We start from the raw sequence: 21,720 nt of genomic DNA, 5'->3' as shown, positions 1-21,720 counted from the left end.
TGTGGCCCTGGATGGCGGGCTCAGCGGAGACCCGGACTTGAGCCAGCTGTCGCGTCCGCGATCCAGCGCTCGATGCCACGCCGGTCGCGTGCGCGCAGCAGTTTCTGGTGCCTGTCGCGCAGCAGTCCCAAGTCGCAGTCGCGGATGCTGCGGCGGACTTCCAGCAGGGTTGCCGGGTGCAGGCTGAATTCCGTCAGGCCCAGTGCCAGCAGCAGCGGCACCATCTGCGGGTCGCCGGCGATCTCGCCGCATACCGCCACCGGTGTGCCGTGCTCCTGCGCAGCGGCGATCACCTGTGACAGCAAGCGCACCACGGCCGGATGCAGTGCCGAGTACAGGGTGCTGACCGCCTCGTTGTTGCGATCGGCGGCGAGCAGGTACTGGACCAGGTCGTTGGTGCCGATGGAGAGGAAATCCACCAGGTCGATGAAGCTCTCCAGGGCGATGGCCGCGGCGGGAACCTCGATCATCGCGCCCAGCGCAATCCGCTCGGCCACGGCATGGCCTTCGTTGCGCAACCCGCTTGCCAGGCGTGTCATCCGGCGTTTGACGGCAAGGATTTCGTCGCGGGTGCTGACCATCGGAACCAGCACCCGCACCGGCCCGTAGCCGGAGGCGCGCAGGATCGCGCGCAGCTGGGTGTCGGCCACCTTGGGGCGGGCCAGCGACAGCCGCACGCCACGCAGGCCCAGCGCCGGATTCTCCTCGCGTCCCAGCACCAGCCCGGTGCGGTCGGCCTTGTCCGCGCCCAGGTCCAGGGTGCGGATGGTGACCGGACGGCCACACATGCCCAGTACGGTGTCCCGGTAGATCTGGAACTGTTCCTCTTCGCCGGGCAGTTCATTGCGCTGCAGGAACAGGAATTCGGTGCGGTAAAGGCCAAGGCCATGCGCGCCCATCGCGTGCGCGTGGGCCACGTCGTCATGCGATTCGGCGTTGGCAAGCAGGGTGATATCCACGCCATCGCGGGTGCGGGTGGGCTTGGAGCGCAGGTGGCTGAGTTCGCGCTGTTCGCGTGCCAGCTCACGCAGGCGTGCGCGATGCTGGTCCAGTTCCACGGCACCGGGATCAAGGATGATCTCGCCGCTGCCGCCATCGACAATCAGTACGTCACCGTCGTTGAGCCGGTTCAACACGCCGCTGGCGTTGACCACCAGTGGCAGGTGCAGGCTGCGCGCAAGGATGGCGCTGTGCGAGAGCGTGTTGCCGCCGCTGCTGATGATGCCGACCACGCCCTGCGATTGCAGTTGCGCCAGCTCCGAGGGGGCGACGTTCTCGCACACCAGGATCTCGCCGGCCAGACCCTTCACGCCGGGCGGGCGCTTGTGCAGGAATGCATGGATGCGACTGATGACGTGGTCCAGGTCATCCAGCCGGCTCTTGAGGTAGGCATCCTCCATGCCTTCGAACACCTGCGCCAGGCGGTCACGCTGGGTGCGCAGCGCGTAGGCGGCGCTGTAGCGGTTGTTGCGTATCAGCTCGTCCAGGGCAACCAGCAGCTCGGGGTCATCGAGCAGCATCGCGTGCAGGTCGAGGAACTCGCCGACCTCGGCGGGCAGGGCGCCCTGCAGGCGGTGACGCAGCTCCCGCATCTCCGCGCGGGCAGCATCGATGGCCTGGTGCAGGCGCTGCAGCTCGCCCTCCACTGCCGCCGCCGGGACGTGTTTTTTCCCGGTTTCCTGGGTGTAGGGAAGCCGGACCCGGGCGCGCCCGAGTGCGGACCCGCGCGAAGCACCGTGGCCGTGCAGCCGCATCACCACCGCAGACCTCGTGGCGGTGTGGCGGTGATGCACTTGCCGGCGACGCGGGCGGACATCAGTTGTCCTCGTCGAAGCGCCGTTCGAACAGATCGATCACGGCCGCCAAGGCCGCAGCTTCGTCCTCGCCGTCCACCCGGATGGTGACCGGTGTGCCCTGGCCGGCGGCCAGCAGCATCACGCCCATGATGCTCTTGGCGTTGACCTCGCGGCCCTTGGCCACCAGCGTGGCATTGGCGCGGAAGCCGGAAAGCAGCTGCACCAGCTTGGCGGTCGCGCGGGCATGCAGGCCGAGGCGGTTGGATACAGTCAATACATGTTCAAGCATCGTCGATGATGGCTCCATTGCGTGCGCCCGCCGCGGCGGTGGCGGGCAGTTGGTCCAGCCCCTGCTCTGGATAGTTCATCACCCGCAGCAACATCGGCAGGCTCAGTGCCGAGACGCGGCGGACCGGTGTGCCGAGCCGTGCCAGCCGTGCCGCCAGATTGCTCGGGCTGGCGCCGTACAGATCCGTCAGCACCAGCACGCCGGCATCACCTTCCACCTTGCGCATCGCGGCCGAGGCCAATGGCAGCAATGCATCCAGATCCGCATCGAACGGTACTTCGAATACTTCGGTTTTCAAGGGCAAAGGGTGCAGCAGGCGGGTGGCCACTTCCAGCAGTGCACTACCGATACCGGGATGAGTCAGAAGAAGAACGCCACAGGTCATCCGCGAACGTTAACAGGTGGAGGCCGGTCGGCGATAGCGCCACCGACGCTCTTTTCTACCGCTGCTCAGTCCTGCTCGCGATGGAAGGTGGCCACGTCCTGCCAGCCGCGGTCGCGGGCATGGCGCGCCATGCGCTCGGCCAGGTAGACCGAGCGGTGCTTGCCACCCGTGCAGCCAAAGGCGACGGTCACATAGCTGCGGGTTTCGCTGCCCAGCTTCGGCAGCCAGGTGTCGAGGAAATCCTCGAGCTGCGCGGCGTAGCGGATGACATCCGGCTGCTGGTCAAGATGCTCGCGCACCTCGCGGTCGCGGCCGGTCAACGGGCGCAGCTCCGGGTCCCAGTGCGGGTTGGGCAGCACGCGCGCGTCGAACACGAAATCCGCCTCGGCCGGCACGCCACGCTTGTAGGCGAAGGATTCGAACAGCAGCGAGAGCGTGCTTTCCTGACTGAGCGCGAACTCGGTGATGATGCGGCGGCGCAGCTGGTGCACGTTGAGCTTGCTGGTATCGATCACCGCATAGGCTTCGCGGCGCAGCGGTGCGGTCAACTCGCGCTCGCGGATGATCGCCTCGGGCAACGACAGACCCAGCTGGCTCAGCGGATGGCGGCGGCGGGTATCGGCATAGCGGGCCAGCAGGGTGTCGTCGGTGGCTTCAAAAAACAGCAGCCGGACATCGATGCCGTAGTCCTGCGCGCGCTGGCGCCACTGTGCCAGCTGGCTGAGATCGCTGCGGCCGCGCATGTCGATGCCGACCGCCAGCCGCTGTGGGCCGGCCATGTCGCGGTTGCCCAGCACGCTGCGCACGAACTCCGGCAGCAGGTTCAGCGGGATGTTGTCCGAGCAGTAGTAATCCAGGTCCTCGAACGTCTTGAGGGCGACCGACTTTCCCGAACCGGACAGGCCGCTGACGATGACCAGCGTGGGCGAAGAGGACGCATTCATGGGGTGCGTTGCTCCAACAGGTTGCTGTGGCGGGCGATGAACATGGCGGCAGGATCGATGCCCTTTGTGCGCAGGATATGCAGGCGGGTGGCCGCTTCGGTCAGCACCGCCAGGTTGCGACCCGGCATCACCGGCAGGGTGATCAGCGGTACGTCCAGATCCAGCACATGGCGTTTGCCGGAATCGCCGGTCAGGCGTTCGTAGCCGTAGGTGGTGGGCTCGGTCATCGGTTTGGTCAGGTGGACGATCAGGCGAAGGTACTTGTTCTTCTTTACAGCCGTGTCACCGAACATCTGGCGCACGTTGAGCACGCCCAGTCCGCGCACCTCCAGCAGGTCCTGCAGCAGCTCCGGGCAGGTGCCATCCAGTACGTCCGGCGCGATCTGGGTGAATTCGGGGGCGTCGTCGGCCACCAGCCGGTGCCCGCGCGACAGCAGTTCCAGCGCCAGCTCGCTCTTGCCGGAGCCGGCCTCGCCGGTGACCAGCACGCCGATGGAATAGATTTCCATGAATACACCATGCAGGGTGATGCGTGGTGCCAGCGTGCGGGCCAGGTGGTAGGACAGATGGTTGAGCAGCTCGTGGCCGCGCTTGGGGGAGATCCACAGCGGCGTCTGCGATTCATCGGCGGCGGCCCGCAGGTCTTCCGGGCAGCCGTGGCTCTTGGTGATCACCAGCGCCAGCGGATGCGCCTGGACGATGCGCTGGATGACCTCCCAGCGCTGGCGCGCATCCAGCGAGTCCAGCCAGGTCAGTTCCTCGGTGCCGAGGATCTGCACTTTGTTCGGGTAGATGGTGTTCAGGTAGCCGGCCAGTGACGGACGCCGGGAGACGGTGTTGCCGGCTTCCAGCTCACGTTGTTCCCCCGCCTGTCCTGCGATCCAGCGCAGTTCCAGGCGCTCACGCTGCTGATCGAAGAGCTCGCGTGCGGTGATGCGGGTATTCATGGTGAGCGGACCTGGTGTGGGTGATCGAGTATCTGTTTCAGGGCCGCCTCGTCGTCGGCGGCGCGCAGGGCGGCACGGATGCCCGCGTCGGAGAACAGCTCCGCCAGCTCGGACAGCAACATCAGGTGTTGGTGGGTGTAATGCGCCGGTACCGCCATCGCGAACACCAGATCGACCGGTTCGCTGGCACCGAAATCCACCGGCTGCAATAGACGCAGCAGTGCCCCGCGAGGGCGCTGCAACAGGCTCGAGCGGCCATGGGGGATGGCGATGCCGTGGCCGATCCCCGTGCTGCCAACGCTCTCGCGTTCGCACAGGCTCTGGAAAATACTGTCTTCGGCGGCTTCCTGGCAGGCCAGCAGCTGGGCGGCGGCACGAAGTGTGCTGTCACGATCGGCGGCCGTGAGTACCCGGGTACTCACGGCCGCCATCAGGTCATTCAAGGGCATGTTTGCAAGAAACGATGGCGTCTGTCAGCCATTGTCGCGCAGCGCATGCGGTGCATGGGCAAGATTCTTCTCCTTGTGCTTGATGACCAGCCGGTCGAGCTTGTCGGCAAGGATGTCGATCGCGGCATACATGGTCTGCGCGCCGGCTTCGGCATGCAGGGTCTGGCCGGGGAGGTTGGCGCTGGCGTCAACGTGATGTTCGTTCTTCTGCAGTGACAGCGTCACCCGCACTTCGCAATGCTGCTCGAAGTGCTTGGCCAGCCGTTGCAGCTTGGTTTCCACGTATTCCTTCAGGGCGGGCGTGACTTCTACGTCTTTGCCATACGTCTCGATTCGCATCGTATTCCTCCTGTGGTTCGGGTTGCCGCATGGACCTCCCCGCCTGCCCCGTGAGCCGCTTCAGGCGATGCGCACACGTTCGTGGGAGGCGGGAATGTTCATGGCTTCACGATACTTCGCCACGGTGCGCCGCGCCACCGGTATGCCGGTGGTTTTGAGCATCTCGGCCAGCTTGGCGTCAGAAAGCGGTTTGCGCGGGGGTTCGGCCTCGATGAGCTTGCGGATCATCGACTGGATCGCTGTGCTGGATGCCTCGCCGCCGCCTTCGGTATCGATGCCCGAGGCGAAAAAGGCGCGCAGCGGCAAGGTGCCTCGCGGGGTGCGCACGTACTTGCGGGCGATGGCACGGGAGACGGTGGATTCGTGCAGCTCTAGCTCGCCGGCGATCTCGCGCAGGGTCAGCGGGCGCAGCGCCTGCGCGCCGAATTCCAGGAAGGCGGCCTGATGGTGGAGCAGGCGGTTGACCACCCGCAGCAGGGTTTCACCACGCGCTTCCAGGCTCTTGAGCAGCCAGCGCGCCTCCTGCAGTTGCGTGCGCAGATAGCTGGCATCGGCCTCGCCGCAGCGGCGGATCAGCTGTTCGTAGCCCTGGTGGATGACCACGCGCGGGCCGGCATGGCCGGCCAAGGCGGCCCGCCAGATGCCGCGCTGGCGCCAGACCACACAGTCGGGCACGACGTAGGTGTCGGTCGACAGCTCGCTCATCTGTTTGCCCGGGCGCGGGTCCAGCGAGCGCAGCAGCTGCACCGCCTCCTCGACTGCGGGCACCGGTTGTTTCAGTTCCTGGGCGATGCCGGCGATGCCGGCGCGCGGCAACCGTTCCAGCGGGCCGTTGGCAATGGCACGGGCCAGCTCCACCGTCGCGGTTCGCGCAGGCAGTACATCCAGTTGCAGGGTCAGGCATTCACCAAGCGAGCGGGCGCCGATGCCGACCGGATCGAAGCGCTGGATCTGGTGCAGCACGGTCAGGATTTCGTCTTCACTGGCGTGGATATGCGGCAGCAGGGTCTGGGCGATGGACGACAGCGGCTCGCGCAGGTAGCCGTCGTCATCGAAGGCGTCGATCAGTGCTGCGCCGATGGTGCGGTCACGGTTGCCGAGCGGTGAGAGGTGCAGCTGCCACAGCAGGTGGTCGACCAGCGTCTCGGCCTCGGCGACCTGCTCACGCTCGCCCTCCGGACCGTCATCCTCGAACGATCCACCGCGGCCACTGCTCCAGTCGGCATCGTCCGGTTCCCAGTCGGCGCTGTCACTGTTGATCTCGCCTTGCGCCGGATCGGCCGGGCTGTCGTCGCCGCTGCCGGGTGCGGCCTCGTCGGCTCCACCACCTTCGGCGTTCTCGGCCCATTCCAGCAGCGGGTTGGTCTCCACCGCTTCGGCCAGCTCGACGTCCAGCTCGGCACTGGACATCTGCAAAAGCCGGATGGACTGACGCAGTTGCGGCGTCATGACCAGCTGTTGTCCGAGCGATGTCTGCAACCGTGCTTTCATGCCTGTTCCTGTCCTGGAATGGCGGGGGGCTGTCGGTCGCGGTTCAGAGCGTGAACGCGTCTCCGAGATAGACGCGACGGACATCGGTGTTGGCCAGCAGCTCTTCCGGTGCCCCCTGCGCCAGTACGCTGCCTTCATTGAGGATATACGCCCGGTCGCAGATTCCCAAGGTCTCGCGCACGTTGTGGTCGGTGATCAGCACACCGATGCCACGCTGCTTGAGGTGGGTGACGATACGCTGGATTTCACCCACCGAGATCGGATCGACACCGGCGAAGGGCTCATCGAGCAGGATCAGGCGCGGCCTGGCAGCCAGGGCGCGGGCGATCTCGCAGCGACGGCGTTCGCCACCGGAGAGGCTGGCGCCGGCCTGTTCGGCGACATGGCCGATCTGCAGTTCGTCCAGCAGCGATGACAGCTCGCGCTCGCGGCCATCCGCGTCCAGGTCCTCGCGCAGCTCCAGCACCAGGCGGATGTTGTCGGCCACGCTGAGCTTGCGGAAAATCGACGGCTCCTGCGGCAGGTAGCCCACACCGAGCTTGGCGCGGGAATACATGGGATCGGAGGTGATGTCGCGGCCGTCCAGCACGATGCGGCCGGCATCGCTCTCCACCAGACCCACGATCATGTAGAAGCAGGTGGTCTTGCCGGCACCGTTGGGACCAAGCAGGCCGACGACTTCACCGGCGCCCAGGGTCAGGCCGAACTCTTTGACGACTTCGCGTTTCTTGTAGCTTTTACGCAGGCCTTCGGCGACGAGCATTACTTCCTCTCCCCGGCGGCGGGCTTCTTCTTGGGCTGGATCACGGTACGCACGCGGCTGCCATCGCCGCCGCTCTGCATCGCGCCGCTGCGGGTGTTGTAGACCATGCGCTGGCCGGCGTTGGTGCCGCGCTCGGATTCAACGTTGTAGTTGCCGGCAAGGATGATCACTTCGCTGCTGATGTTGTAGTCCATGTTGTCGGCACGGGCGTTCATCCAGGTGTTGTCGTCCATCTGCTGCTTCAGCGTGGCCTGGCGTCCGGTCAGTACCACGCGCTCGGTTTCGCCGTTCTTCTGGATCACATCGGCGGTGTCGGCGTGGATCTCCAGCGTGCCCTGGACGATGACCACATCGCCGCTGAAACGGCACTTGCCGTTGTCATCGACCATGTTGCAGTCGCTGGTGGTCGAGTCGATGGTCATCGGCTGATTGCGATCGGACGACTTGGACCATGCCAGACCGGGGGCAAGCAGGCCGGCGAGCAGGGCGATCGACGCGAGCTTAGCGGGCAGCATTGGGTTCATAGCGGGTCTTGACCTGGGAAAGGAGGGAATATTGCCCGGACTTCAGGTTGGCCTGGAAGCCGAGGCCAACCTGGTGCAGGCCCGGGCGAGTCATGGTCACGCGCGCGTCGGTGCGGGCCAGGTCGCGGTCGGGGAATACATCCAGCGCATCGGTGCGGAAGGTGGTGACAGGGGTCTGGTCATCGCGCGGGCTGTCCCCGCTGACGTTGCCGCGCAGGCGCAGTTCCTCGCCCTTGGCGCTGATCCAGCCGGTATCGGCCTTCAGCTGCCAGTGCCGGCCGGTGCTGTCGGGCAGCAGGAACACCGGCCGGGTGATGTCCGAGGAGTCGTCGCCGGGGTTGCGCTCCATGGCAGGCGCGCGCAGGGTGGCCGATTCCTTGCCGTCCTTGTCCAGAGTGACGATTTCGAAATCACCCAGCACGTAATCCGGACGCTGGTTGTCCGGGTCCACGGCGTGGGCCGATTGACGTTGCTGCCACGCCGCCCAGCCGCTGGCCAGTGCCGCTGCCGCCAGAACGAGGCCGAGTACGGTGCGCCAGTTCATCGGGAAAACCTCGCCAGCACGGCGTCCAGTTTTCCTTGTGCGGCCAGCAGTACATCGCACAGTTCGCGCGCGGCGCCGCGACCGCCACGGGCGCGGGTCTGCCAGTGCACACGCTCGGCGATCCACGGATGCGCATCCGCCGGCGCCACCGCCAGGCCGACTGCGCACAGGGGCGCCAGATCGGGCAGGTCATCGCCCATGAAGGCGACCTGTTCCAGGCCGATGCCGAGCTGTTCGCACAGTGCACGCACACTGGCCAGCTTGTCGCCGACCGCGATCTGGGTGTCGATGCCCAGATCGGCACCGCGCTTCTGCGCCGACAGGCTGTTGCGCGCGGTGATCAATACCGGATGGATGCCATGTTGCTGCAGCAGTTTCAGGCCCAGCCCGTCCTGCACGTAATAGGCCTTGCTCTCGTTGCCGGCATGGTCGTAGAACAGCCGGCCATCGGTCAGCGTGCCGTCCACGTCAAAGCAGGCCAGGCGGATGTCGCGGGCGCGGGCGTGCAGGTTGGCGGGGAAGTGGTCGAGCGGGGAATAGGGCATGTGCGGGCGATCCGTTGCGGCTTGGCCGGGCGTGGGCCCGGAACGCGTCATTGTGCGGGCTTTAAACCACTTTTGCCCGCAACAGGTCATGAATGTTCAGGGCACCGACGGGACGGTTGTCGGCATCCACAACGATCAGGCCGTTGATCTGGTGTTTCTCCAGCAGGCGTGCGGCCTCCACGGCCAGGTGATCGGCACCGATGGTGCGCGGATTGCGGGTCATCACCTGGGCGATGCCGGCGGTGCGCACGTCCAGGTCGGTATCCAGTGCACGGCGCAGGTCGCCGTCGGTGAACAGGCCGACAAGGCGGCCTTCGGCATCGATCACCGAAGTCATGCCCAGGCGCTTGCGGCTCATTTCCATCAGCGCCTGGCTGAGGCTGGCGTCCTCACGCACGGCAGGCAGTTCGTCGCCGGCATGCATCACGTCGGTGATGTGCAGCAGCAGGCGGCGGCCAAGGCTGCCGGCCGGGTGCGAGCGGGCGAAGTCATCGGCGGTGAAGCCGCGTGCATCGAGCAGGGCCACCGCCAGCGCGTCACCCATCGCCAGCGAGGCGGTGGTGCTGGAGGTCGGTGCCAGTGCCAGCGGGCAGGCCTCATGGTCGACATTCACATCCAGATGCACGTCGGCGGCGCGGGCCAGGCTGGATTGAGGTTTGCCGGTCATCGCGATCAGCGGGTTGCCCTGGCGCTTGAGTACCGGCAGCAGCATCAGCACCTCGTCCGATTCCCCGGAATAGGACAGCGCCAGCACCACGTCATCGCCGGTGATCATGCCCAGGTCGCCGTGGCCGGCTTCGCCCGGATGCACGTAGAACGCCGGGGTGCCGGTGGAGGCCAGGGTCGCGGCGATCTTGCGCGCGATATGCCCGGATTTGCCCATGCCGGTGGCGACCACGCGACCACGTGAGCCCAGGACCAGCCGGCAGGCGGTGGCGAACTCGGCACCGATACGGTTGCCGACGCGGTCCAGCTCGGCCTGTTCGACCTTGAACACGCGCTGGCCGCTGGCGATCAGCTCGGCATCGCCGGGAGCGTTCAGGGGAAGGGGGGAAGCAGCCATACGGGCGCCACTCGGGATAGTAGAATGGCCGTCCATTTTATTAGGAAAGTGCTTTGGACGCTGAAACCATCCGTAACCTGATCGAAACCGGCCTGCCGGGTGCCCGTGCCCGCGTGCAGGGTGACGACGGCGTACATTTCGAGGCGACGGTGGTCTGCGAGGCATTTGCCGGCAAGCCGTTGCTGGCGCGCCATCGCATGGTCAATGCCACGGTCAAGGCGCATCTGGACAGTGGCGCGCTGCATGCGCTGGCACTGACCACCATGACACCGGCCGAAGCCGGTTGAGCCGGTAGCACTTTCTTTTCCCACTCAACGAGCGGCCTTCAATCCATGGCAAAAATCGTAGTCACCGGCGGCAAGGCGCTGAACGGTGAAGTCAATATTTCCGGCGCCAAGAACGCCGTCCTGCCGATCCTGTGTGCCACGCTGCTGGCTGATGCACCGGTGGAAATCACCAATGTGCCGCACCTGCACGACGTGATCACCACGGTGAAGCTGCTCGGCGAGCTCGGTGCCAAGGTCACCGTCGACCAGGGCACGCTGTCGCGCGGCAGCGCGATCGTGGTCAATCCCTGCACCGTCGACCAGCATGTGGCGCCGTATGAACTGGTCAAGACCATGCGCGCCTCCATCCTCGTGCTGGGCCCGCTGCTGGCCAAGTACGGGCGTGCGGAAGTGTCGCTGCCGGGCGGCTGCGCCATCGGCTCGCGCCCGGTCGACCAGCACATCAAGGGGCTGCAGGCGCTGGGCGCGCACATCAGCGTCGAAAACGGTTTCATCAAGGCGCATGTCGATGGCCGCCTGAAGGGCGGGCGCTTCACCTTCGACATGGTCAGCGTCACCGGTACCGAGAACGTGCTGATGGCGGCGGTGCTGGCCGAGGGCACCACCATCCTGGAAAACGCGGCGATGGAGCCGGAGGTGTCGGACCTGGCGCATTGCCTGATCGCGCTAGGCGCCAAGATCGAAGGCATCGGCACGGCGCGGCTGGTGATCGAGGGTGTGGAGCGTCTGAGCGGTGGTCGCCACGCGGTGCTGGCCGATCGCATCGAAACCGGTACCTTCCTGGTGGCCGCGGCGATGACCGGTGGTCGCATCGTGGTGCGCAACGCGCGTCCGGATACGCTGGATGCGGTGCTGGCCAAGCTGGTCGAGGCCGGTGCGCAGATCGAAACCACCGAAGACACCATCACCCTGGACATGCACGGCAAGCGGCCGAAGGCGGTCAACCTGACCACCGCGCCGTATCCGGCGTTCCCGACCGACATGCAGGCGCAATTCATGGCGCTGAATTGCGTGGCCGATGGCGTGGGCGTGATCAACGAGACGATCTTCGAGAACCGCTTCATGCATGTGCAGGAGCTGCAGCGCCTGGGCGCGGATATCCAGATCGAAGGCCGCACCGCGATCTGTCGCGGTATCGAGCGGCTGAGCGGTGCACCGGTGATGGCGACCGATCTGCGCGCTTCGGCATCGCTGATCCTGGCGGGCCTGATGGCCGACGGTGACACCACCATCGACCGTATCTACCACCTGGATCGCGGCTACGAGAACATCGAAGAGAAGCTCAGTGCACTGGGCGCCAGCATCCGGCGTATCGCATGATCATCAAGGGCCGTTTCACGCCGCGCCGCCGGGCCTTGCTGGTGCTGGTGCTGCTTGTACTCGGTTGGCTGGGCTGGGCCTGGTACGCCGGTATCGCGATCACCCACGGCGTGGAAAAGGAACAGATGGACTGGAATGGCGATGGTCAGGTCAGCCGCGACGAGTTCCTGCAGGCCTTCCATGCAGTAACGGTGAAGGATGTCGAAGAAGGCAGTCGCCAGTGCCGCAGTTTCCTGTGGCGCAGCAGCGGGGAAGAATTCCGCCGCGACTGCAAGACCGTGTTCAAGAAAGCAGCCGAAGCAGAATGAGCGTGCTCTGGTGCTGGTGATTCCTGAAGAGAAAAGCCCGGCGTGATGCCGGGCTTTTTATATTCTTGGAATGCTTGGCGATGTCTGCCAGGAAGTGTCGGGATGGCATGGCGTGCCCCGCCAATGCAGAGCGCCGCTGTCGATCAGTGGAGCGACTTGATGGTCAGGTCCAGTGCGTCCCGGCTTTTTTCGCGCTGCAACAGCCGCGCCGGCACCGGCATTCCCGGCACGATCCAGGCGATCTGTTCCTTGTCACCATCCACGCGCGCGACCTTGGTGGCTTCCCGGTCCTTGCCGTCGATGGTGACGTTTTCCTTGCCGATCACCCGGTAGGTCATCGGCTTGATGCGGCCGTCGTCCACCATGCGGTAGCTCAGCGGCTTGCCGGCGGCCAGGTCGCGGACGATGGCGAGGTTGATCAGCAGTGCATCCATGTCGCCACTGCGCAGGCTGATCGGGCCGCGACGTTCGGGCTTGACGTCGCCGTTCCAGGTCGCCTGCCGGCTGCTCCAGTCGTAACTGGCATCGACCTGCTTGCGCTTGATCAGCACGGTGGAGCGGTCGTGGCTGCTGAGTGGGCGCAGTTTACCGGCCTGCTCGTCGAACACCGTGCTCTGGCTCAGGTCGGCCATCGGGTTCTTGATCTGCAGGCTGTAGCGCCAGCGGTTGCCTTCCTCGGCGGCCAGCGTCATGACGCCATTGGCCTGCATGCCCATGTAGCTGGCCTGGTAGTTGGCGGTGAACGGCTCCATGGCCAGTGCCGGCAGGCTGGTGGCTGCCAGGATCGCGGTGGCCGCGATACGGAACAGGGTCGGGGAAACGGTCATGCTCAGACTCCTTGGTATTCGATCAGGCGCAGGTCGATCTCGTCTTCGCCGTCCTGGCGTTGCAGGATGCGCACAGGCGTCGGGACGCCGTTGGCGATCCACAGGATGGTTTCGTCGTTGCCGCCATTGGTGCGGTACACACGCAGGGCGTCATAGCTGAGATCGCCGACCTGTACGGTTTCGGTGCTGTCGGCGGCACGGTAGTTGTGCTGGCGCACGCGGCCGACATCGACATAACGGTACTGCATGTCTTTGCCGGGGCGGGCATCGCGCATCAGCGCCAGGTTCAGCAACAGCGCGCTCTGGTCGCCCGGCTGCAGCTGGATCGGCTGCCGGCGTTCTTTTTTCAGGTCACCCTGCCACTGTGCGGTGCCGGCCTGCCAGTTGTACGTGCCGGTGACCTTTTTGCCCAGGAACAGGGCTTTCTTGACCGTGCTCTGGCTCAGCGGCGTGTAGACATCGCCGTTGTTGGTGAACACCGTGCTCTGCTCGATGTTCAGGCCGAGCACGCCGGCAAAGCCGCGCTTGCCATGCACGGCCATGTTCACCTGCCACTGCTTGCCTTCATCGTGTGTCACGCGCAGGGTGGCATCGCCGGCTTCCTTGCCCTTGTAGAAGGCCTGGTAGGTGGCAATGAACGGTTCCAGCTCCGGTGGCGTCCACTCTGCCGCAGGCAGTGCGACCACCGGCGCCGGCGTTGTGCCGGTTTCCTGCGCGGACAGGCCTGCCACTGCAAGCAGCGAGCCCAATGCCACAAATTTGAGTGATGCCGATGTCATGCGGGCAGGGATTCCGGAAGAGGCGGGTCATGCCGGCGGATGGGTTGCGGCACGGATGTCAGAACTGCAGGGCTCCGGCGGAATCTAGGCGCAGCGGGTTAAACAGGAACTGACCATCCAGCAGTACCCGGCCATCCTGTTCAGCTACGCGCCCACTGGCAAGCAGCTGTACGCTTGCCAGCAGCAGCGGGTGTTCCACCGCGAGCACCCGCGCCGCCAGTGATTCGGCGGTATCGGCGGGCAGTACCGGAACCCTCGCCTGCGCGAGCACCGCGCCGGCATCCAGTTCAGGGATGACGAAGTGCACGCTGGCACCGTGTTCGCCATCACCGGCCTCGATTGCGCGGGCGTGGGTGTGCAGGCCCTTGTGCAGTGGCAGCAGTGAGGGGTGGATGTTGACCAGGCGACCGTTGAAGCGCTGGACGAAACCGGCGCCGAGGATGCGCATGTAGCCGGCGCAGACGACCCAGTCCGGTGCGCTGGCGGCCACCGCATCGCCGAGAGCTTCATCGAAAGCCTCGCGGCTGGCGAAATCCTTTGGCGAGCGCGCCCAGCGCGATTCGGCGGGCACCTTGTCCAATGCGCTGGCGCCGGGCTTGTCGGAAAACACCCCGACGATCTGCGCATCCAGCCGGCCGGCGGCGATGCCGTCGAGCAGACATTGCAGATTGCTGCCGCGCCCGGAGGCGAGCACGGCGATACGGGCCGGAGTGGTCATCGTGCGGATTTCCTGATCAATGGCCATGTCAGCAGGCTGCCGAGCGTGGCCAGCAGCATGTCGGCGTGCGCGTCCCAGATGTCACCCTGCTGGCCGTTGTAGGCCTCGGCCGCGTCGGGCGAAAGCAGCAGGGCGATGCCCCACTCGAACCATTCGTAGGTCAGGCTGGAGCACATGATCGCCATCACCGCCAGGGTGAAGGTCTGGCCGCCACGCAGCGCCGGCCAGCCATGGCGCGCCAGCTGGGTCAGCGCCGGGGTGAGGCACAGGCCGTACAGGAAGTGGATCAGGCGGTCGAAATGGTTGCGTTGCCAGCCGAAAGCGGCGTCCGGCGACCAGCCGGCCAGCGCCTGCGCCCACTGGTCATAGGGAATATTGGAATACAGCCAGCGGGCGCCAATGCTGTGCAGGGCGATGAAGCCGCAGATCGCCACGAAGGCGCCATTGCCCAGCGGCCAGCGGCGATCCACCCACCACAGCGCGGCCAGGCCGAGGACGGTCAGCGAACTGTGCAGGGCCTGCTCCAGCGGCCACAGCGGCTTGATCCAGGTGGCGATGAAGATCGCCAGTACTCCGATAAATGCGGCTTTCTTGATGGAAGTCATGCGGTGTGGTGTGGCCGCGGTGCGGACGGAGGCGGCGCGGGTTTCAAGCAAACGCTCCCTTGACCGAAGGGCGCATCAGCACGATCAGGGTAAACACGCCCAGCACCGTGCCGATCGGCATCAACATGCAGGAAATGGCAGCCACCACCAGGCACAGCGTGTAACGCCGGCGTTGCCGCAGGCAGCGTCCGGCGTAGGCCATGAACCCGGCCAGTGTCAGCCCGCAGGCAATCATGACGCCGGCGAAGATCACGAAGATCCAGCCGAACATCTGCGGATTGATGTCCGGGCTGGCGGGATTGCCTGACGCCATGGGCAGCTTGCCGCTGACCATGGCCAGGCCCATCACCAGATGCAGTATGGGAAACAACGAAAACAGCCCGGTGATCGCCGCTACCACATAGTGGAAAGTCGACAGAAGACGCAGCTGGTTGGTGTCGTCTTCGGACAGCGCCGGCGGCTGGGCTGGGGGATTCACTGCATCCATGAGTGGCTCCTTGCAGGGATCGAGTGGCTCAGCCGATCTGAACCCGCTCGTCGCCGGTGGCCGCAACCACTTCACCGATCTGCCAGTGCGCCAGTTGCAGCGCATCGAGCGCGGCGTTGATCGTGGCGACCTGCGCGGCCGGCACGGCCAGCACGAAGCCGATGCCGCAGTTGAAGGTGCGCCACATTTCGCTGTCGGCGACATTGCCCTCGCGCTGCAGCCACTGGAACACCGGCGGCAGCGGCCAGCTGGAGGCATCAATGGTGATGCCCAGGCTGTCGGGCACGACGCGGATGATGTTCTCGGTGAGGCCACCACCGGTGATGTGGGCCATGCCGTGCACCGAGGCGCCGTGCGACTTGAGCAGCGACAGGATCGGCTTGACGTACAGGCGGGTCGGCGCCATCAGCGCGTCCAGCAGCGGCACGCCGTCTTCCAGCACCACGTCGGTCGGGCTGCCGGCACGCTCGTAGATGCGGCGCACCAGCGAATAGCCGTTGGAATGCGGGCCGGAGGAGGCAATGCCGACCAGCACGTCGCCCTGGGCCACGGCCGAGCCGTCCTTCAGTTCGCTCTTTTCGACACCGGCGACGGTGAAGCCGGCCAGGTCGTATTCGCCCGGGGCGTACATGTCAGGCATCTCGGCGGTTTCGCCGCCGATCAGTGCGCAACCGGCTTCGGTGCAGCCGTTGGCGATGCCGCCGACCACGGCCGCGGCGGTGTCGATGTCGAGCTTGCCGGTGGCGAAGTAGTCCAGGAAGAACAGCGGTTCGGCGCCCTGCACCAGCACGTCGTTGACGCACATGGCGACCAGGTCGATGCCGATGGTGTCGTGGCGGCCCAGCTGCTGGGCCAGCTTCAGCTTGGTGCCGACGCCGTCGGTACCGGAGACCAGCACCGGCTCGCGGTACTTGCTGGAGAGGTCGAACAGCGCGCCGAAACCGCCCAGCCCACCCATGACTTCAGGGCGGAAGCTGCGCTTCACCAGCGGCTTGATGCGTTCAACCAGTTCATTGCCCGCGTCGATGTCGACACCGGCGTCACGGTAGGTGAGGGGAGAGTTGGCGGAAGTCGGAGTGCTGGTCACGGGCGGCTACGCTGGCGGGGTTAACGCGGCATTTTAACAGGCCACGTTGGCGTGAAGGCCGCATTCGGGCAACAATTCCCTCCGGAACCGTCGAGCAATGGACACTTCAATGCGCCGCAGCCTGGTCACAATCCTGTTTCTGGCACTCCTGCTGCCTGTACCGATGGTGCTGGCGCAGTCGGGCATGCGCACCGAAGGCGATGTCGCCAGCGCGCGCGGGGCCTACGAGGCGGAAGTGCCGGTCAACAGCCAGAGCGATGCTGATCGCAATGGGGCGCTGTCGCGTGCGTTGGGGGCGGTGCTGGCCAAGTTGTCGGGCGATCGCGGTGTGATGGGCCGGCCCGGTGTCGCTGCGGCGCTGCGCAGCGCCAAGGACCTGGTGGAAAGCTACGACTACCGGCAGGACCAGAGCGTGTCCAGCAGTGGCGCGCCCAGCTTCCGTACCCTGCTGGTGGCGCGCTTCCGCCAGGAGGATGTGGATGGTCTGGCTGCGGCGCTGGGTTTGCCGGTGTGGCCGCAACCGCGCCCGAAGCCGGTGGTGTGGCTGGCCATCAATGACGGCAGTGGCCCGCGGCTGGTCGGGGTGCAGCAGTCCAATGCCGCCCGTTCGCTGCTGGATCGCGCGGTCGATCGTGGTTACAAACTCGGGCTGCCTTCGGGCGGCGCCGCCGAACAGGCGCTGGTGGGCGCGATCTGGCGCGGCGACAGTGCCGCCGTGGCGCGCGCCTCGGCCCGCTATGCGCCACCGATGCAGTTGATCGGCAAGCTCTACCGCGACAACGGCGGCTGGGTCGCGGACTGGATATTCGTCGATGCCGGGCGTGAGCTGTCGCGCTGGACGACCCGCGACGGCGATGCGCGACGGGCGATGGCCGGTGGCGCCGATGGCGCGGCCGACGCGCTGGTCAAACGCTATGCCAAGGCGGTCCAGGTTGGCACCGCCGGGGTCTATCGGATCGCTGTGGGCGGGATCCACAGCAGCGGCGACTACCTGCGCCTGGCCGCCTCCCTGCAGGCGGTGCCGGTGGTCAAGTCGATCATCCCGGTACAGGCCGCCGGTGACCGGCTGGTGCTTGATCTGGAGTTGATGACCGGCCTTTCAGGCTTCAACCGTCTGCTGGGGCAGAGCGCGGCACTGCAACCGCTGGTTGCCGAAAGTGAGGCTGCCGAGGATGCCGGGATGCTCCCGGGTACCGGCAGCCATCCCCCGGCGGAGTACCGTATCCGATGAGCCATAGCGCCGAAGATGAAATCGCGCTGTTCCTGCGTCGCCTGAAATGGGTGGTGCTTGGCGCGGCAGGGCTGTGGGTGACGTGGTTGCTGGCGCCGATCCTCACGCCGTTTGTCGCCGCGTTGATGCTGGGCTGGCTGGGCGATCCGCTGGTCGATCGGCTGGAAGCCAGCGGGCGCTCCCGCAATACCGCGGTGATCCTGGTATTCGTGCTGATGAGCCTGTTGATCGCCTTGGCGCTGCTGATCCTGGTGCCGATGATCCAGCGGCAGATCACCACGCTGATCGCCGCGCTGCCGCAAGGGCAGGAGTGGCTGCTGGGTACGGCCATTCCGTGGCTGGAGCAGAAGAGCGGCGTGCAGATCATGGCCTGGCTGGCGCCGGAAAAGCTGTTCGACTGGATCCGCAGCCACTGGCAGCAGGCCGGCGGCGCGGCCACCACCCTGTTCGGCTATGTGTCGCGTTCGGGCTTTGCGATGGTGACGTGGGTGGTCAACCTCGCCCTGCTGCCGATCCTGACCTACTACTTCCTGCGCGACTGGGACAAGCTGGTCGAGCGGGTGGCGTCGCTGATTCCGCGCAATCACATAGAAACGGTGTCGCGGCTGGCGCGCGAGTCCAACGACGTACTGGGCGCCTTCATCCGTGGCCAGATCGTGGTGATGATCGCGCTGGGTGTCGTCTATGCGGCGGGCCTGTCGCTGGTCGGGTTGAATCTCGGCCTGCTGATCGGGCTGGTGGCCGGGCTGATCAGCTTCATTCCGTACCTGGGCGCGACCACCGGCGTGGTACTGGCGGTGCTGGCGGCGCTGGTGCAGTCACAGGGGTTCGATCTGAAGCTGCTTGCCCTGATCGGCGCGGTGTTCACCATCGGCCAGTTGCTGGAAAGCTACGTGCTTACGCCGCGCATCGTCGGTGACAAGATCGGCCTGCATCCGGTAGCGGTTATTTTTGCAGTGATGGCCGGCGGCCAGCTGTTCGGCTTCCTCGGCATGCTGCTGGCGTTGCCGGCAGCGGCGGTGATCAACGTACTGCTGCGCTACGCACATCAGCGCTATCGCCAGAGCGAGCTGTATGCCGGCCAGCAGCCGGAGCCGGTGATAGTGCTGGACCGGCGTGCCGACGTGCCGGGGGAAGCACCTGCCGTTTTGAAGGATGTCGAGTCGAAGTGAGCGTGCCGCAGTTGCCGCTGGTCCTGCGTTATCCGCCTGACCAGCGTTTCGAGAATTTCATTGGTGCACCGGAAGGCGCACTCGCCCAGCTGCGTGCGCTGGCCATCGGCAGCAACCAGGACTGGATCTATCTGGCCGGCATCGCCGGCACCGGCAAGACCCATCTGGCCCTGGCCCTGTGTGCGGCGGCGGAACAGGCCGGACGTACTCCGGCCTATTTCCCGTTGGCTGCGGCGCGGGGGCGATTGAACGAGGCGCTGGAATCGCTGGAAGGGCGCGAGGTGATCGCACTCGACGGGCTGGAGGCCATCGCCGGCCAGCGTGAGGACGAGGTGGCCCTGTTCGATTTCCACAACCGTGCGCGCGCCGCCGGTGTGGCCCTGCTGTATACCGCCCGTGCCACGCCGGCCACGCTGGGACTGGTGTTGCCGGACCTGCGCTCGCGCCTGTCGCAATGCGGGCGCATTCCGCTGGCGCCGCTGGATGATGCCGGGCGTGGAACTGTGCTGCGCGAACGTGCGATCCGCCGGGGGCTGGTGCTGGACGAGGCGGCCATCGACTGGTTGCTGACCCGCACCGGGCGGGATCTGGGCGGGCTGCTGGCCTTGCTGGAACAGCTGGACCGGGAATCGCTGGCGGCCAAACGCCGCATCACCGTGCCGTTCCTCAAGCGTGTGCTGGAAAGCCTGCAGCACGACGCCTGATCACGCGCCGGTTGCGCGTAAGCGCTGCTCCAGCTGCTGCAGCCGCAGCGGTGTGCCGACATCGGTCCAGTGGCCGTGATGCTGCTGGCCGCTCACCGCGGCAGCGGCCATCGCGGCCCGCAACAGCGGGGCCAGCCGGAAGCGGGGCGGGGTATCCCGGCTGCCCTCGGCATCGCCGATCACCGCCTGCCAACCCTGCAGTACGGCAGGATGGTAGAGGCCGATGCCGGAGAAGGTCAGGCGTGGCAGATCGCCCGTATCGCGCAGCAGACCGTCATCGCCGAGGATGAAGTCGCCCTGTGGGTGGTGGTCGGGGTTGTCGACCATCACCAGGTGCGCCAGTCCGGCTGGCGCGGCCGGCAGGCGGGCGAAATCGAAATCGCTCCAGATATCACCGTTGACTGCAATGAAGGGCGCATCGCCGAGCAAGGGCAGGGCGTTGAGCATGCCACCACCGGTTTCCAGCGGCACCGTGCCTTCATTGATGAAGTGCAGGCGCAATCCCCAGCGGCTGCCATCACCGAGCTGCTGCGGGAACTGTCCGGCCAGCCAGCTGGTGTTGATCACCACCTCCTCGATGCCCAGCGCGGCCAACCGCTGCAGATGCCATTCGATCAGCGGCGTGCCGGCCACGGCCAGCAGCGGCTTGGGGGTGTGGTCGGTCAGCGGGCGCATGCGCTCGCCCAGCCCGGCCGCGAAAATCAGAGCCCTCATGCCTGTGCCTTTGCCGCCAGGGCCGGCTTGACCCGCGATTCCAGCAGCCCGGCCAGCGGCGCCAGCTGCGGGTGGCGCGGCAGCACTTCGTCCAGGTAGGCGATGAAGCGCGGCACGTCGGCGATGTATTTCGACTTGCCATCGCGGTAGTGCAGGCGGCAGAAAATGCCGAGGATCTTCAGGTGGCGCTGGATGCCCATCCAGTCGGCGTCGCGCGCGAATACCGGCAGCGGCGGTACCGGAATGCCGGCTGCCTGCGCACGCTGGTGGTAGTGCGCCAGCCAGCCGTCCACGCGCTGCAGCGGCCAGCTGAGGAAGGCGTCCTTGAACAGGCTGATGGCGTCGTACGCCACCGGCCCGCGCACGGTGTCCTGGAAATCCAGCACCGCCGGGCCGTCGGCAACCGGCATCAGGTTGCGCGGCATGAAGTCGCGATGCACCAGCACGCGCGCCTGTGCGTGGGCGTTGTCCATCAGCCGGCGCTGCACCAGTTCCAGTTGTTCGGACTGTTCGCAGTCCAGGGTGATGCCCAGATGCCGACCGAGGAACCATTCCTCGAACAGGCCCGCGTCGCGTTGCAGCAGCGCCTCGCCGAATTCCGCCATGTCCGCAGGCGGCTCGATCCGCTGAATCGCCAGCAGCTGGCTGATGGCTGCATCGAAATACGCATCAGCGTTGTTCGCATCCAGCACCATCGCCAAGGTAGGGCCGCCAAGGTCCTCGAGCAGCAGGAAGCCGTTGTCGACATCGCGCTGCAGCACCTGTGGCACACGCACGCCATTACGTACGAACAGGTCGTGGATGTGCAGCCAGGGCCGTACATCCTCCTTGTCCGGCGGCGAGTCCATCACGATGCGGCTGCCGGCCCCGCCGTGGCTGCGCCAGTAGCTGCGGAAGCCGGCATCGACAGAGGCGCGTTCCAGCGTGGCGGCGGCATCGCCCAGCGCGTGGCGTGCCCAGTCCAGGCGTTGTTGCGCGCGGAGATCTTCGGAAGAAATATCAGGGGTCATCGGACAGAGAGTTACCTGCCCGGTAAAGACAGGCGGGAAAGGGATCGGAATTCAGCGCTTGCCGCTGACCAGTCGCAGCAGGGCAAGGATGGCTATGGCCCCCAGCAGGGCACCGAGGAAACCGGCCGGCTGTCCGGCGGCATACCAGCCCATCTCGCGGCCGAACCAGCCGGCGAACACCGCCCCGGCAATGCCCAGCACGATGGTCAGCAGGCAGCCCATGCGGTTGTTGCCGGGCATGAAGAAGCGCCCGAGCAGGCCGACAAAGAAGCCGATCAGGATGATGTACAGCCAGCTGCCGCTGCCAAACAGTCCGCTCATGTGCCTGCCCGCCATAAAGAAAGACGCAGCCTAGCAAGGCCGGGCTGCGTCCGTCATCAACCGCTCAAACC

At 66.1% G+C, this 21,720-nt stretch carries 27 protein-coding genes and 1 pseudogene; 6 read left to right on the top strand and 22 right to left on the bottom strand.

Annotated features, from left to right (window positions below; translation table 11 throughout):
• Positions 1 to 20 precede the first annotated feature (20 nt).
• The 13 genes from ptsP to ACSBPQ_RS09170 all read right to left on the bottom strand — a co-directional run bounded on the left by ptsP (position 21) and on the right by ACSBPQ_RS09170 (position 10,079).
• Positions 21 to 1,760 (bottom strand): phosphoenolpyruvate--protein phosphotransferase, encoded by a 1,740-nt coding sequence (gene ptsP, locus ACSBPQ_RS09230; protein ID WP_442681896.1) that lies wholly within the window; start codon positions 1,758 to 1,760, stop codon positions 21 to 23.
• Positions 1,761 to 1,815: 55 nt separating this feature from the next.
• Positions 1,816 to 2,085, bottom strand: coding sequence for an HPr family phosphocarrier protein (locus ACSBPQ_RS09225; RefSeq protein WP_442681895.1), 270 nt, complete (start codon positions 2,083 to 2,085; stop codon positions 1,816 to 1,818).
• On the bottom strand, positions 2,078 to 2,470 hold the full coding sequence (locus ACSBPQ_RS09220; RefSeq protein WP_442681894.1) for a PTS sugar transporter subunit IIA: 393 nt from the start codon (positions 2,468 to 2,470) through the stop codon (positions 2,078 to 2,080). The genes ACSBPQ_RS09225 and ACSBPQ_RS09220 overlap by 8 nt, the downstream gene beginning before the upstream one ends.
• 65 nt (positions 2,471 to 2,535) lie before the next feature.
• Positions 2,536 to 3,414, bottom strand: a complete 879-nt coding sequence (gene rapZ, locus ACSBPQ_RS09215; protein ID WP_442681893.1) for an RNase adapter RapZ — start codon at positions 3,412 to 3,414, stop codon at positions 2,536 to 2,538.
• The gene (gene hprK, locus ACSBPQ_RS09210) at positions 3,411 to 4,361 is read right to left on the bottom strand and encodes an HPr(Ser) kinase/phosphatase (protein ID WP_442681892.1); all 951 of its coding nucleotides are present in this window, start codon (positions 4,359 to 4,361) and stop codon (positions 3,411 to 3,413) included. Before hprK ends, rapZ begins: the two co-directional genes overlap by 4 nt.
• Complete coding sequence (locus ACSBPQ_RS09205) at positions 4,358 to 4,810, bottom strand: PTS sugar transporter subunit IIA (protein WP_442681891.1); 453 nt, start codon at positions 4,808 to 4,810, stop codon at positions 4,358 to 4,360. Before ACSBPQ_RS09205 ends, hprK begins: the two co-directional genes overlap by 4 nt.
• 24 nt (positions 4,811 to 4,834) lie before the next feature.
• Complete coding sequence (gene hpf, locus ACSBPQ_RS09200; RefSeq protein ID WP_442681890.1) at positions 4,835 to 5,149, bottom strand: ribosome hibernation-promoting factor, HPF/YfiA family; 315 nt, start codon at positions 5,147 to 5,149, stop codon at positions 4,835 to 4,837.
• 60 nt (positions 5,150 to 5,209) lie between these two features.
• Positions 5,210 to 6,640, bottom strand: a complete 1,431-nt coding sequence (locus ACSBPQ_RS09195) for an RNA polymerase factor sigma-54 (protein WP_442681889.1) — start codon at positions 6,638 to 6,640, stop codon at positions 5,210 to 5,212.
• 43 nt (positions 6,641 to 6,683) lie between these two features.
• Complete coding sequence (gene lptB, locus ACSBPQ_RS09190) at positions 6,684 to 7,403, bottom strand: LPS export ABC transporter ATP-binding protein (RefSeq protein WP_442681888.1); 720 nt, start codon at positions 7,401 to 7,403, stop codon at positions 6,684 to 6,686.
• Positions 7,403 to 7,927, bottom strand: a complete 525-nt coding sequence (lptA, locus tag ACSBPQ_RS09185; RefSeq protein ID WP_442681887.1) for a lipopolysaccharide transport periplasmic protein LptA — start codon at positions 7,925 to 7,927, stop codon at positions 7,403 to 7,405. Before lptA ends, lptB begins: the two co-directional genes overlap by 1 nt.
• On the bottom strand, positions 7,905 to 8,471 hold the full coding sequence (lptC, locus tag ACSBPQ_RS09180) for an LPS export ABC transporter periplasmic protein LptC (RefSeq protein WP_442681886.1): 567 nt from the start codon (positions 8,469 to 8,471) through the stop codon (positions 7,905 to 7,907). The genes lptA and lptC overlap by 23 nt, the downstream gene beginning before the upstream one ends.
• The gene (locus ACSBPQ_RS09175; RefSeq protein WP_442681885.1) at positions 8,468 to 9,016 is read right to left on the bottom strand and encodes a KdsC family phosphatase; all 549 of its coding nucleotides are present in this window, start codon (positions 9,014 to 9,016) and stop codon (positions 8,468 to 8,470) included. The genes lptC and ACSBPQ_RS09175 overlap by 4 nt, the downstream gene beginning before the upstream one ends.
• 61 nt (positions 9,017 to 9,077) lie before the next feature.
• On the bottom strand, positions 9,078 to 10,079 hold the full coding sequence (locus ACSBPQ_RS09170; protein WP_442681884.1) for a KpsF/GutQ family sugar-phosphate isomerase: 1,002 nt from the start codon (positions 10,077 to 10,079) through the stop codon (positions 9,078 to 9,080).
• 53 nt (positions 10,080 to 10,132) lie between these two features.
• Between ACSBPQ_RS09170 and ACSBPQ_RS09165 the strand changes: the two genes are divergently transcribed.
• From ACSBPQ_RS09165 to ACSBPQ_RS09155, 3 genes are read left to right on the top strand one after another with little or no spacing between them, the layout of a single operon-like run.
• Positions 10,133 to 10,366, top strand: coding sequence for a BolA family protein (locus ACSBPQ_RS09165; protein WP_442681883.1), 234 nt, complete (start codon positions 10,133 to 10,135; stop codon positions 10,364 to 10,366).
• A 45-nt stretch (positions 10,367 to 10,411) separates the two neighbouring features.
• Positions 10,412 to 11,686, top strand: a complete 1,275-nt coding sequence (gene murA / locus ACSBPQ_RS09160; protein WP_442681882.1) for a UDP-N-acetylglucosamine 1-carboxyvinyltransferase — start codon at positions 10,412 to 10,414, stop codon at positions 11,684 to 11,686.
• Positions 11,683 to 11,994 (top strand): EF-hand domain-containing protein, encoded by a 312-nt coding sequence (locus ACSBPQ_RS09155; RefSeq protein ID WP_442681881.1) that lies wholly within the window; start codon positions 11,683 to 11,685, stop codon positions 11,992 to 11,994. The genes murA and ACSBPQ_RS09155 overlap by 4 nt, the downstream gene beginning before the upstream one ends.
• Positions 11,995 to 12,137: 143 nt before the next feature.
• On the opposite strand, the gene ACSBPQ_RS09150 is transcribed toward ACSBPQ_RS09155, so the two are convergent.
• From ACSBPQ_RS09150 to purM, 6 genes and pseudogenes are all read right to left on the bottom strand, one after another.
• Positions 12,138 to 12,821 carry a DUF3108 domain-containing protein gene (locus tag ACSBPQ_RS09150; protein WP_442681880.1) on the bottom strand — a complete coding sequence of 228 codons (684 nt, stop codon included), beginning with the start codon at positions 12,819 to 12,821 and terminating at the stop codon, positions 12,138 to 12,140.
• A gap of 2 nt (positions 12,822 to 12,823) precedes the next feature.
• Positions 12,824 to 13,501: pseudogene (locus ACSBPQ_RS09145) on the bottom strand (DUF3108 domain-containing protein); the annotation flags it as partial.
• Between the two features lie 157 nt (positions 13,502 to 13,658).
• Positions 13,659 to 14,318 carry a phosphoribosylglycinamide formyltransferase gene (gene purN / locus ACSBPQ_RS09140; protein ID WP_442681879.1) on the bottom strand — a complete coding sequence of 220 codons (660 nt, stop codon included), beginning with the start codon at positions 14,316 to 14,318 and terminating at the stop codon, positions 13,659 to 13,661.
• On the bottom strand, positions 14,315 to 14,923 hold the full coding sequence (locus ACSBPQ_RS09135) for a DUF2238 domain-containing protein (RefSeq protein ID WP_442681878.1): 609 nt from the start codon (positions 14,921 to 14,923) through the stop codon (positions 14,315 to 14,317). Before ACSBPQ_RS09135 ends, purN begins: the two co-directional genes overlap by 4 nt.
• Before the next feature lie 43 nt (positions 14,924 to 14,966).
• Positions 14,967 to 15,410 carry a hypothetical protein gene (locus ACSBPQ_RS09130; protein WP_442681877.1) on the bottom strand — a complete coding sequence of 148 codons (444 nt, stop codon included), beginning with the start codon at positions 15,408 to 15,410 and terminating at the stop codon, positions 14,967 to 14,969.
• Positions 15,411 to 15,438: 28 nt separating this feature from the next.
• On the bottom strand, positions 15,439 to 16,497 hold the full coding sequence (purM, locus tag ACSBPQ_RS09125) for a phosphoribosylformylglycinamidine cyclo-ligase (RefSeq protein ID WP_442681876.1): 1,059 nt from the start codon (positions 16,495 to 16,497) through the stop codon (positions 15,439 to 15,441).
• Positions 16,498 to 16,594: 97 nt separating this feature from the next.
• Here purM and ACSBPQ_RS09120 point away from each other — a divergent pair, with 97 nt between their 5' ends.
• The 3 genes from ACSBPQ_RS09120 to hda are packed head-to-tail and all read left to right on the top strand — an operon-like array spanning position 16,595 to position 19,604.
• Positions 16,595 to 17,728 carry a DUF2066 domain-containing protein gene (locus ACSBPQ_RS09120; protein ID WP_442681875.1) on the top strand — a complete coding sequence of 378 codons (1,134 nt, stop codon included), beginning with the start codon at positions 16,595 to 16,597 and terminating at the stop codon, positions 17,726 to 17,728.
• The gene (locus tag ACSBPQ_RS09115; RefSeq protein WP_442681874.1) at positions 17,725 to 18,900 is read left to right on the top strand and encodes an AI-2E family transporter; all 1,176 of its coding nucleotides are present in this window, start codon (positions 17,725 to 17,727) and stop codon (positions 18,898 to 18,900) included. Before ACSBPQ_RS09120 ends, ACSBPQ_RS09115 begins: the two co-directional genes overlap by 4 nt.
• Positions 18,897 to 19,604: a DnaA regulatory inactivator Hda gene (gene hda, locus ACSBPQ_RS09110; protein ID WP_442681873.1), complete on the top strand. Its 708-nt coding sequence runs from the start codon at positions 18,897 to 18,899 to the stop codon at positions 19,602 to 19,604. The genes ACSBPQ_RS09115 and hda overlap by 4 nt, the downstream gene beginning before the upstream one ends.
• Here hda and murU read toward each other — a convergent pair whose 3' ends face one another.
• The 3 genes from murU to ACSBPQ_RS09095 are packed head-to-tail and all read right to left on the bottom strand — an operon-like array spanning position 19,605 to position 21,649.
• The gene (gene murU, locus ACSBPQ_RS09105) at positions 19,605 to 20,318 is read right to left on the bottom strand and encodes an N-acetylmuramate alpha-1-phosphate uridylyltransferase MurU (RefSeq protein ID WP_442681872.1); all 714 of its coding nucleotides are present in this window, start codon (positions 20,316 to 20,318) and stop codon (positions 19,605 to 19,607) included.
• Complete coding sequence (locus tag ACSBPQ_RS09100; RefSeq protein WP_442681871.1) at positions 20,315 to 21,328, bottom strand: aminoglycoside phosphotransferase family protein; 1,014 nt, start codon at positions 21,326 to 21,328, stop codon at positions 20,315 to 20,317. The genes murU and ACSBPQ_RS09100 overlap by 4 nt, the downstream gene beginning before the upstream one ends.
• Positions 21,329 to 21,379: 51 nt before the next feature.
• Entirely contained in the window at positions 21,380 to 21,649 is a 270-nt protein-coding gene (locus ACSBPQ_RS09095) for a GlsB/YeaQ/YmgE family stress response membrane protein (protein WP_442681870.1), read from the bottom strand.
• Positions 21,650 to 21,720: the final 71 nt, after the last annotated feature.

The sequence above is a fragment of the Stenotrophomonas sp. JC08 genome (assembly GCF_052180205.1).
Classification (GTDB): domain Bacteria; phylum Pseudomonadota; class Gammaproteobacteria; order Xanthomonadales; family Xanthomonadaceae; genus Stenotrophomonas.
Note: the sequence above shows the minus strand (reverse complement) of the source record. Positions and strands in the feature narration are given on the sequence as shown.

What these genes read in the sequence shown, in the direction of transcription:
- ACSBPQ_RS09225 (WP_442681895.1), bottom strand. Translation starts at nt 2,085, where the DNA reads ATGCTTGAACATGTATTGACTGTATCCAACCGCCTCGGCCTGCATGCC.
- ACSBPQ_RS09220 (WP_442681894.1), bottom strand. Translation starts at nt 2,470, where the DNA reads ATGACCTGTGGCGTTCTTCTTCTGACTCATCCCGGTATCGGTAGTGCA.
- rapZ (WP_442681893.1), bottom strand. Translation starts at nt 3,414, where the DNA reads ATGAATGCGTCCTCTTCGCCCACGCTGGTCATCGTCAGCGGCCTGTCC.
- hprK (WP_442681892.1), bottom strand. Translation starts at nt 4,361, where the DNA reads ATGAATACCCGCATCACCGCACGCGAGCTCTTCGATCAGCAGCGTGAG.
- ACSBPQ_RS09205 (WP_442681891.1), bottom strand. Translation starts at nt 4,810, where the DNA reads ATGCCCTTGAATGACCTGATGGCGGCCGTGAGTACCCGGGTACTCACG.
- hpf (WP_442681890.1), bottom strand. Translation starts at nt 5,149, where the DNA reads ATGCGAATCGAGACGTATGGCAAAGACGTAGAAGTCACGCCCGCCCTG.
- ACSBPQ_RS09195 (WP_442681889.1), bottom strand. Translation starts at nt 6,640, where the DNA reads ATGAAAGCACGGTTGCAGACATCGCTCGGACAACAGCTGGTCATGACG.
- lptB (WP_442681888.1), bottom strand. Translation starts at nt 7,403, where the DNA reads ATGCTCGTCGCCGAAGGCCTGCGTAAAAGCTACAAGAAACGCGAAGTC.
- lptA (WP_442681887.1), bottom strand. Translation starts at nt 7,927, where the DNA reads ATGAACCCAATGCTGCCCGCTAAGCTCGCGTCGATCGCCCTGCTCGCC.
- lptC (WP_442681886.1), bottom strand. Translation starts at nt 8,471, where the DNA reads ATGAACTGGCGCACCGTACTCGGCCTCGTTCTGGCGGCAGCGGCACTG.
- ACSBPQ_RS09175 (WP_442681885.1), bottom strand. Translation starts at nt 9,016, where the DNA reads ATGCCCTATTCCCCGCTCGACCACTTCCCCGCCAACCTGCACGCCCGC.
- ACSBPQ_RS09170 (WP_442681884.1), bottom strand. Translation starts at nt 10,079, where the DNA reads ATGGCTGCTTCCCCCCTTCCCCTGAACGCTCCCGGCGATGCCGAGCTG.
- murA (WP_442681882.1), top strand. Translation starts at nt 10,412, where the DNA reads ATGGCAAAAATCGTAGTCACCGGCGGCAAGGCGCTGAACGGTGAAGTC.
- ACSBPQ_RS09155 (WP_442681881.1), top strand. Translation starts at nt 11,683, where the DNA reads ATGATCATCAAGGGCCGTTTCACGCCGCGCCGCCGGGCCTTGCTGGTG.
- ACSBPQ_RS09150 (WP_442681880.1), bottom strand. Translation starts at nt 12,821, where the DNA reads ATGACCGTTTCCCCGACCCTGTTCCGTATCGCGGCCACCGCGATCCTG.
- purN (WP_442681879.1), bottom strand. Translation starts at nt 14,318, where the DNA reads ATGACCACTCCGGCCCGTATCGCCGTGCTCGCCTCCGGGCGCGGCAGC.
- ACSBPQ_RS09135 (WP_442681878.1), bottom strand. Translation starts at nt 14,923, where the DNA reads ATGACTTCCATCAAGAAAGCCGCATTTATCGGAGTACTGGCGATCTTC.
- ACSBPQ_RS09130 (WP_442681877.1), bottom strand. Translation starts at nt 15,410, where the DNA reads ATGGATGCAGTGAATCCCCCAGCCCAGCCGCCGGCGCTGTCCGAAGAC.
- ACSBPQ_RS09120 (WP_442681875.1), top strand. Translation starts at nt 16,595, where the DNA reads ATGGACACTTCAATGCGCCGCAGCCTGGTCACAATCCTGTTTCTGGCA.
- ACSBPQ_RS09115 (WP_442681874.1), top strand. Translation starts at nt 17,725, where the DNA reads ATGAGCCATAGCGCCGAAGATGAAATCGCGCTGTTCCTGCGTCGCCTG.
- murU (WP_442681872.1), bottom strand. Translation starts at nt 20,318, where the DNA reads ATGAGGGCTCTGATTTTCGCGGCCGGGCTGGGCGAGCGCATGCGCCCG.
- ACSBPQ_RS09100 (WP_442681871.1), bottom strand. Translation starts at nt 21,328, where the DNA reads ATGACCCCTGATATTTCTTCCGAAGATCTCCGCGCGCAACAACGCCTG.
- ACSBPQ_RS09095 (WP_442681870.1), bottom strand. Translation starts at nt 21,649, where the DNA reads ATGAGCGGACTGTTTGGCAGCGGCAGCTGGCTGTACATCATCCTGATC.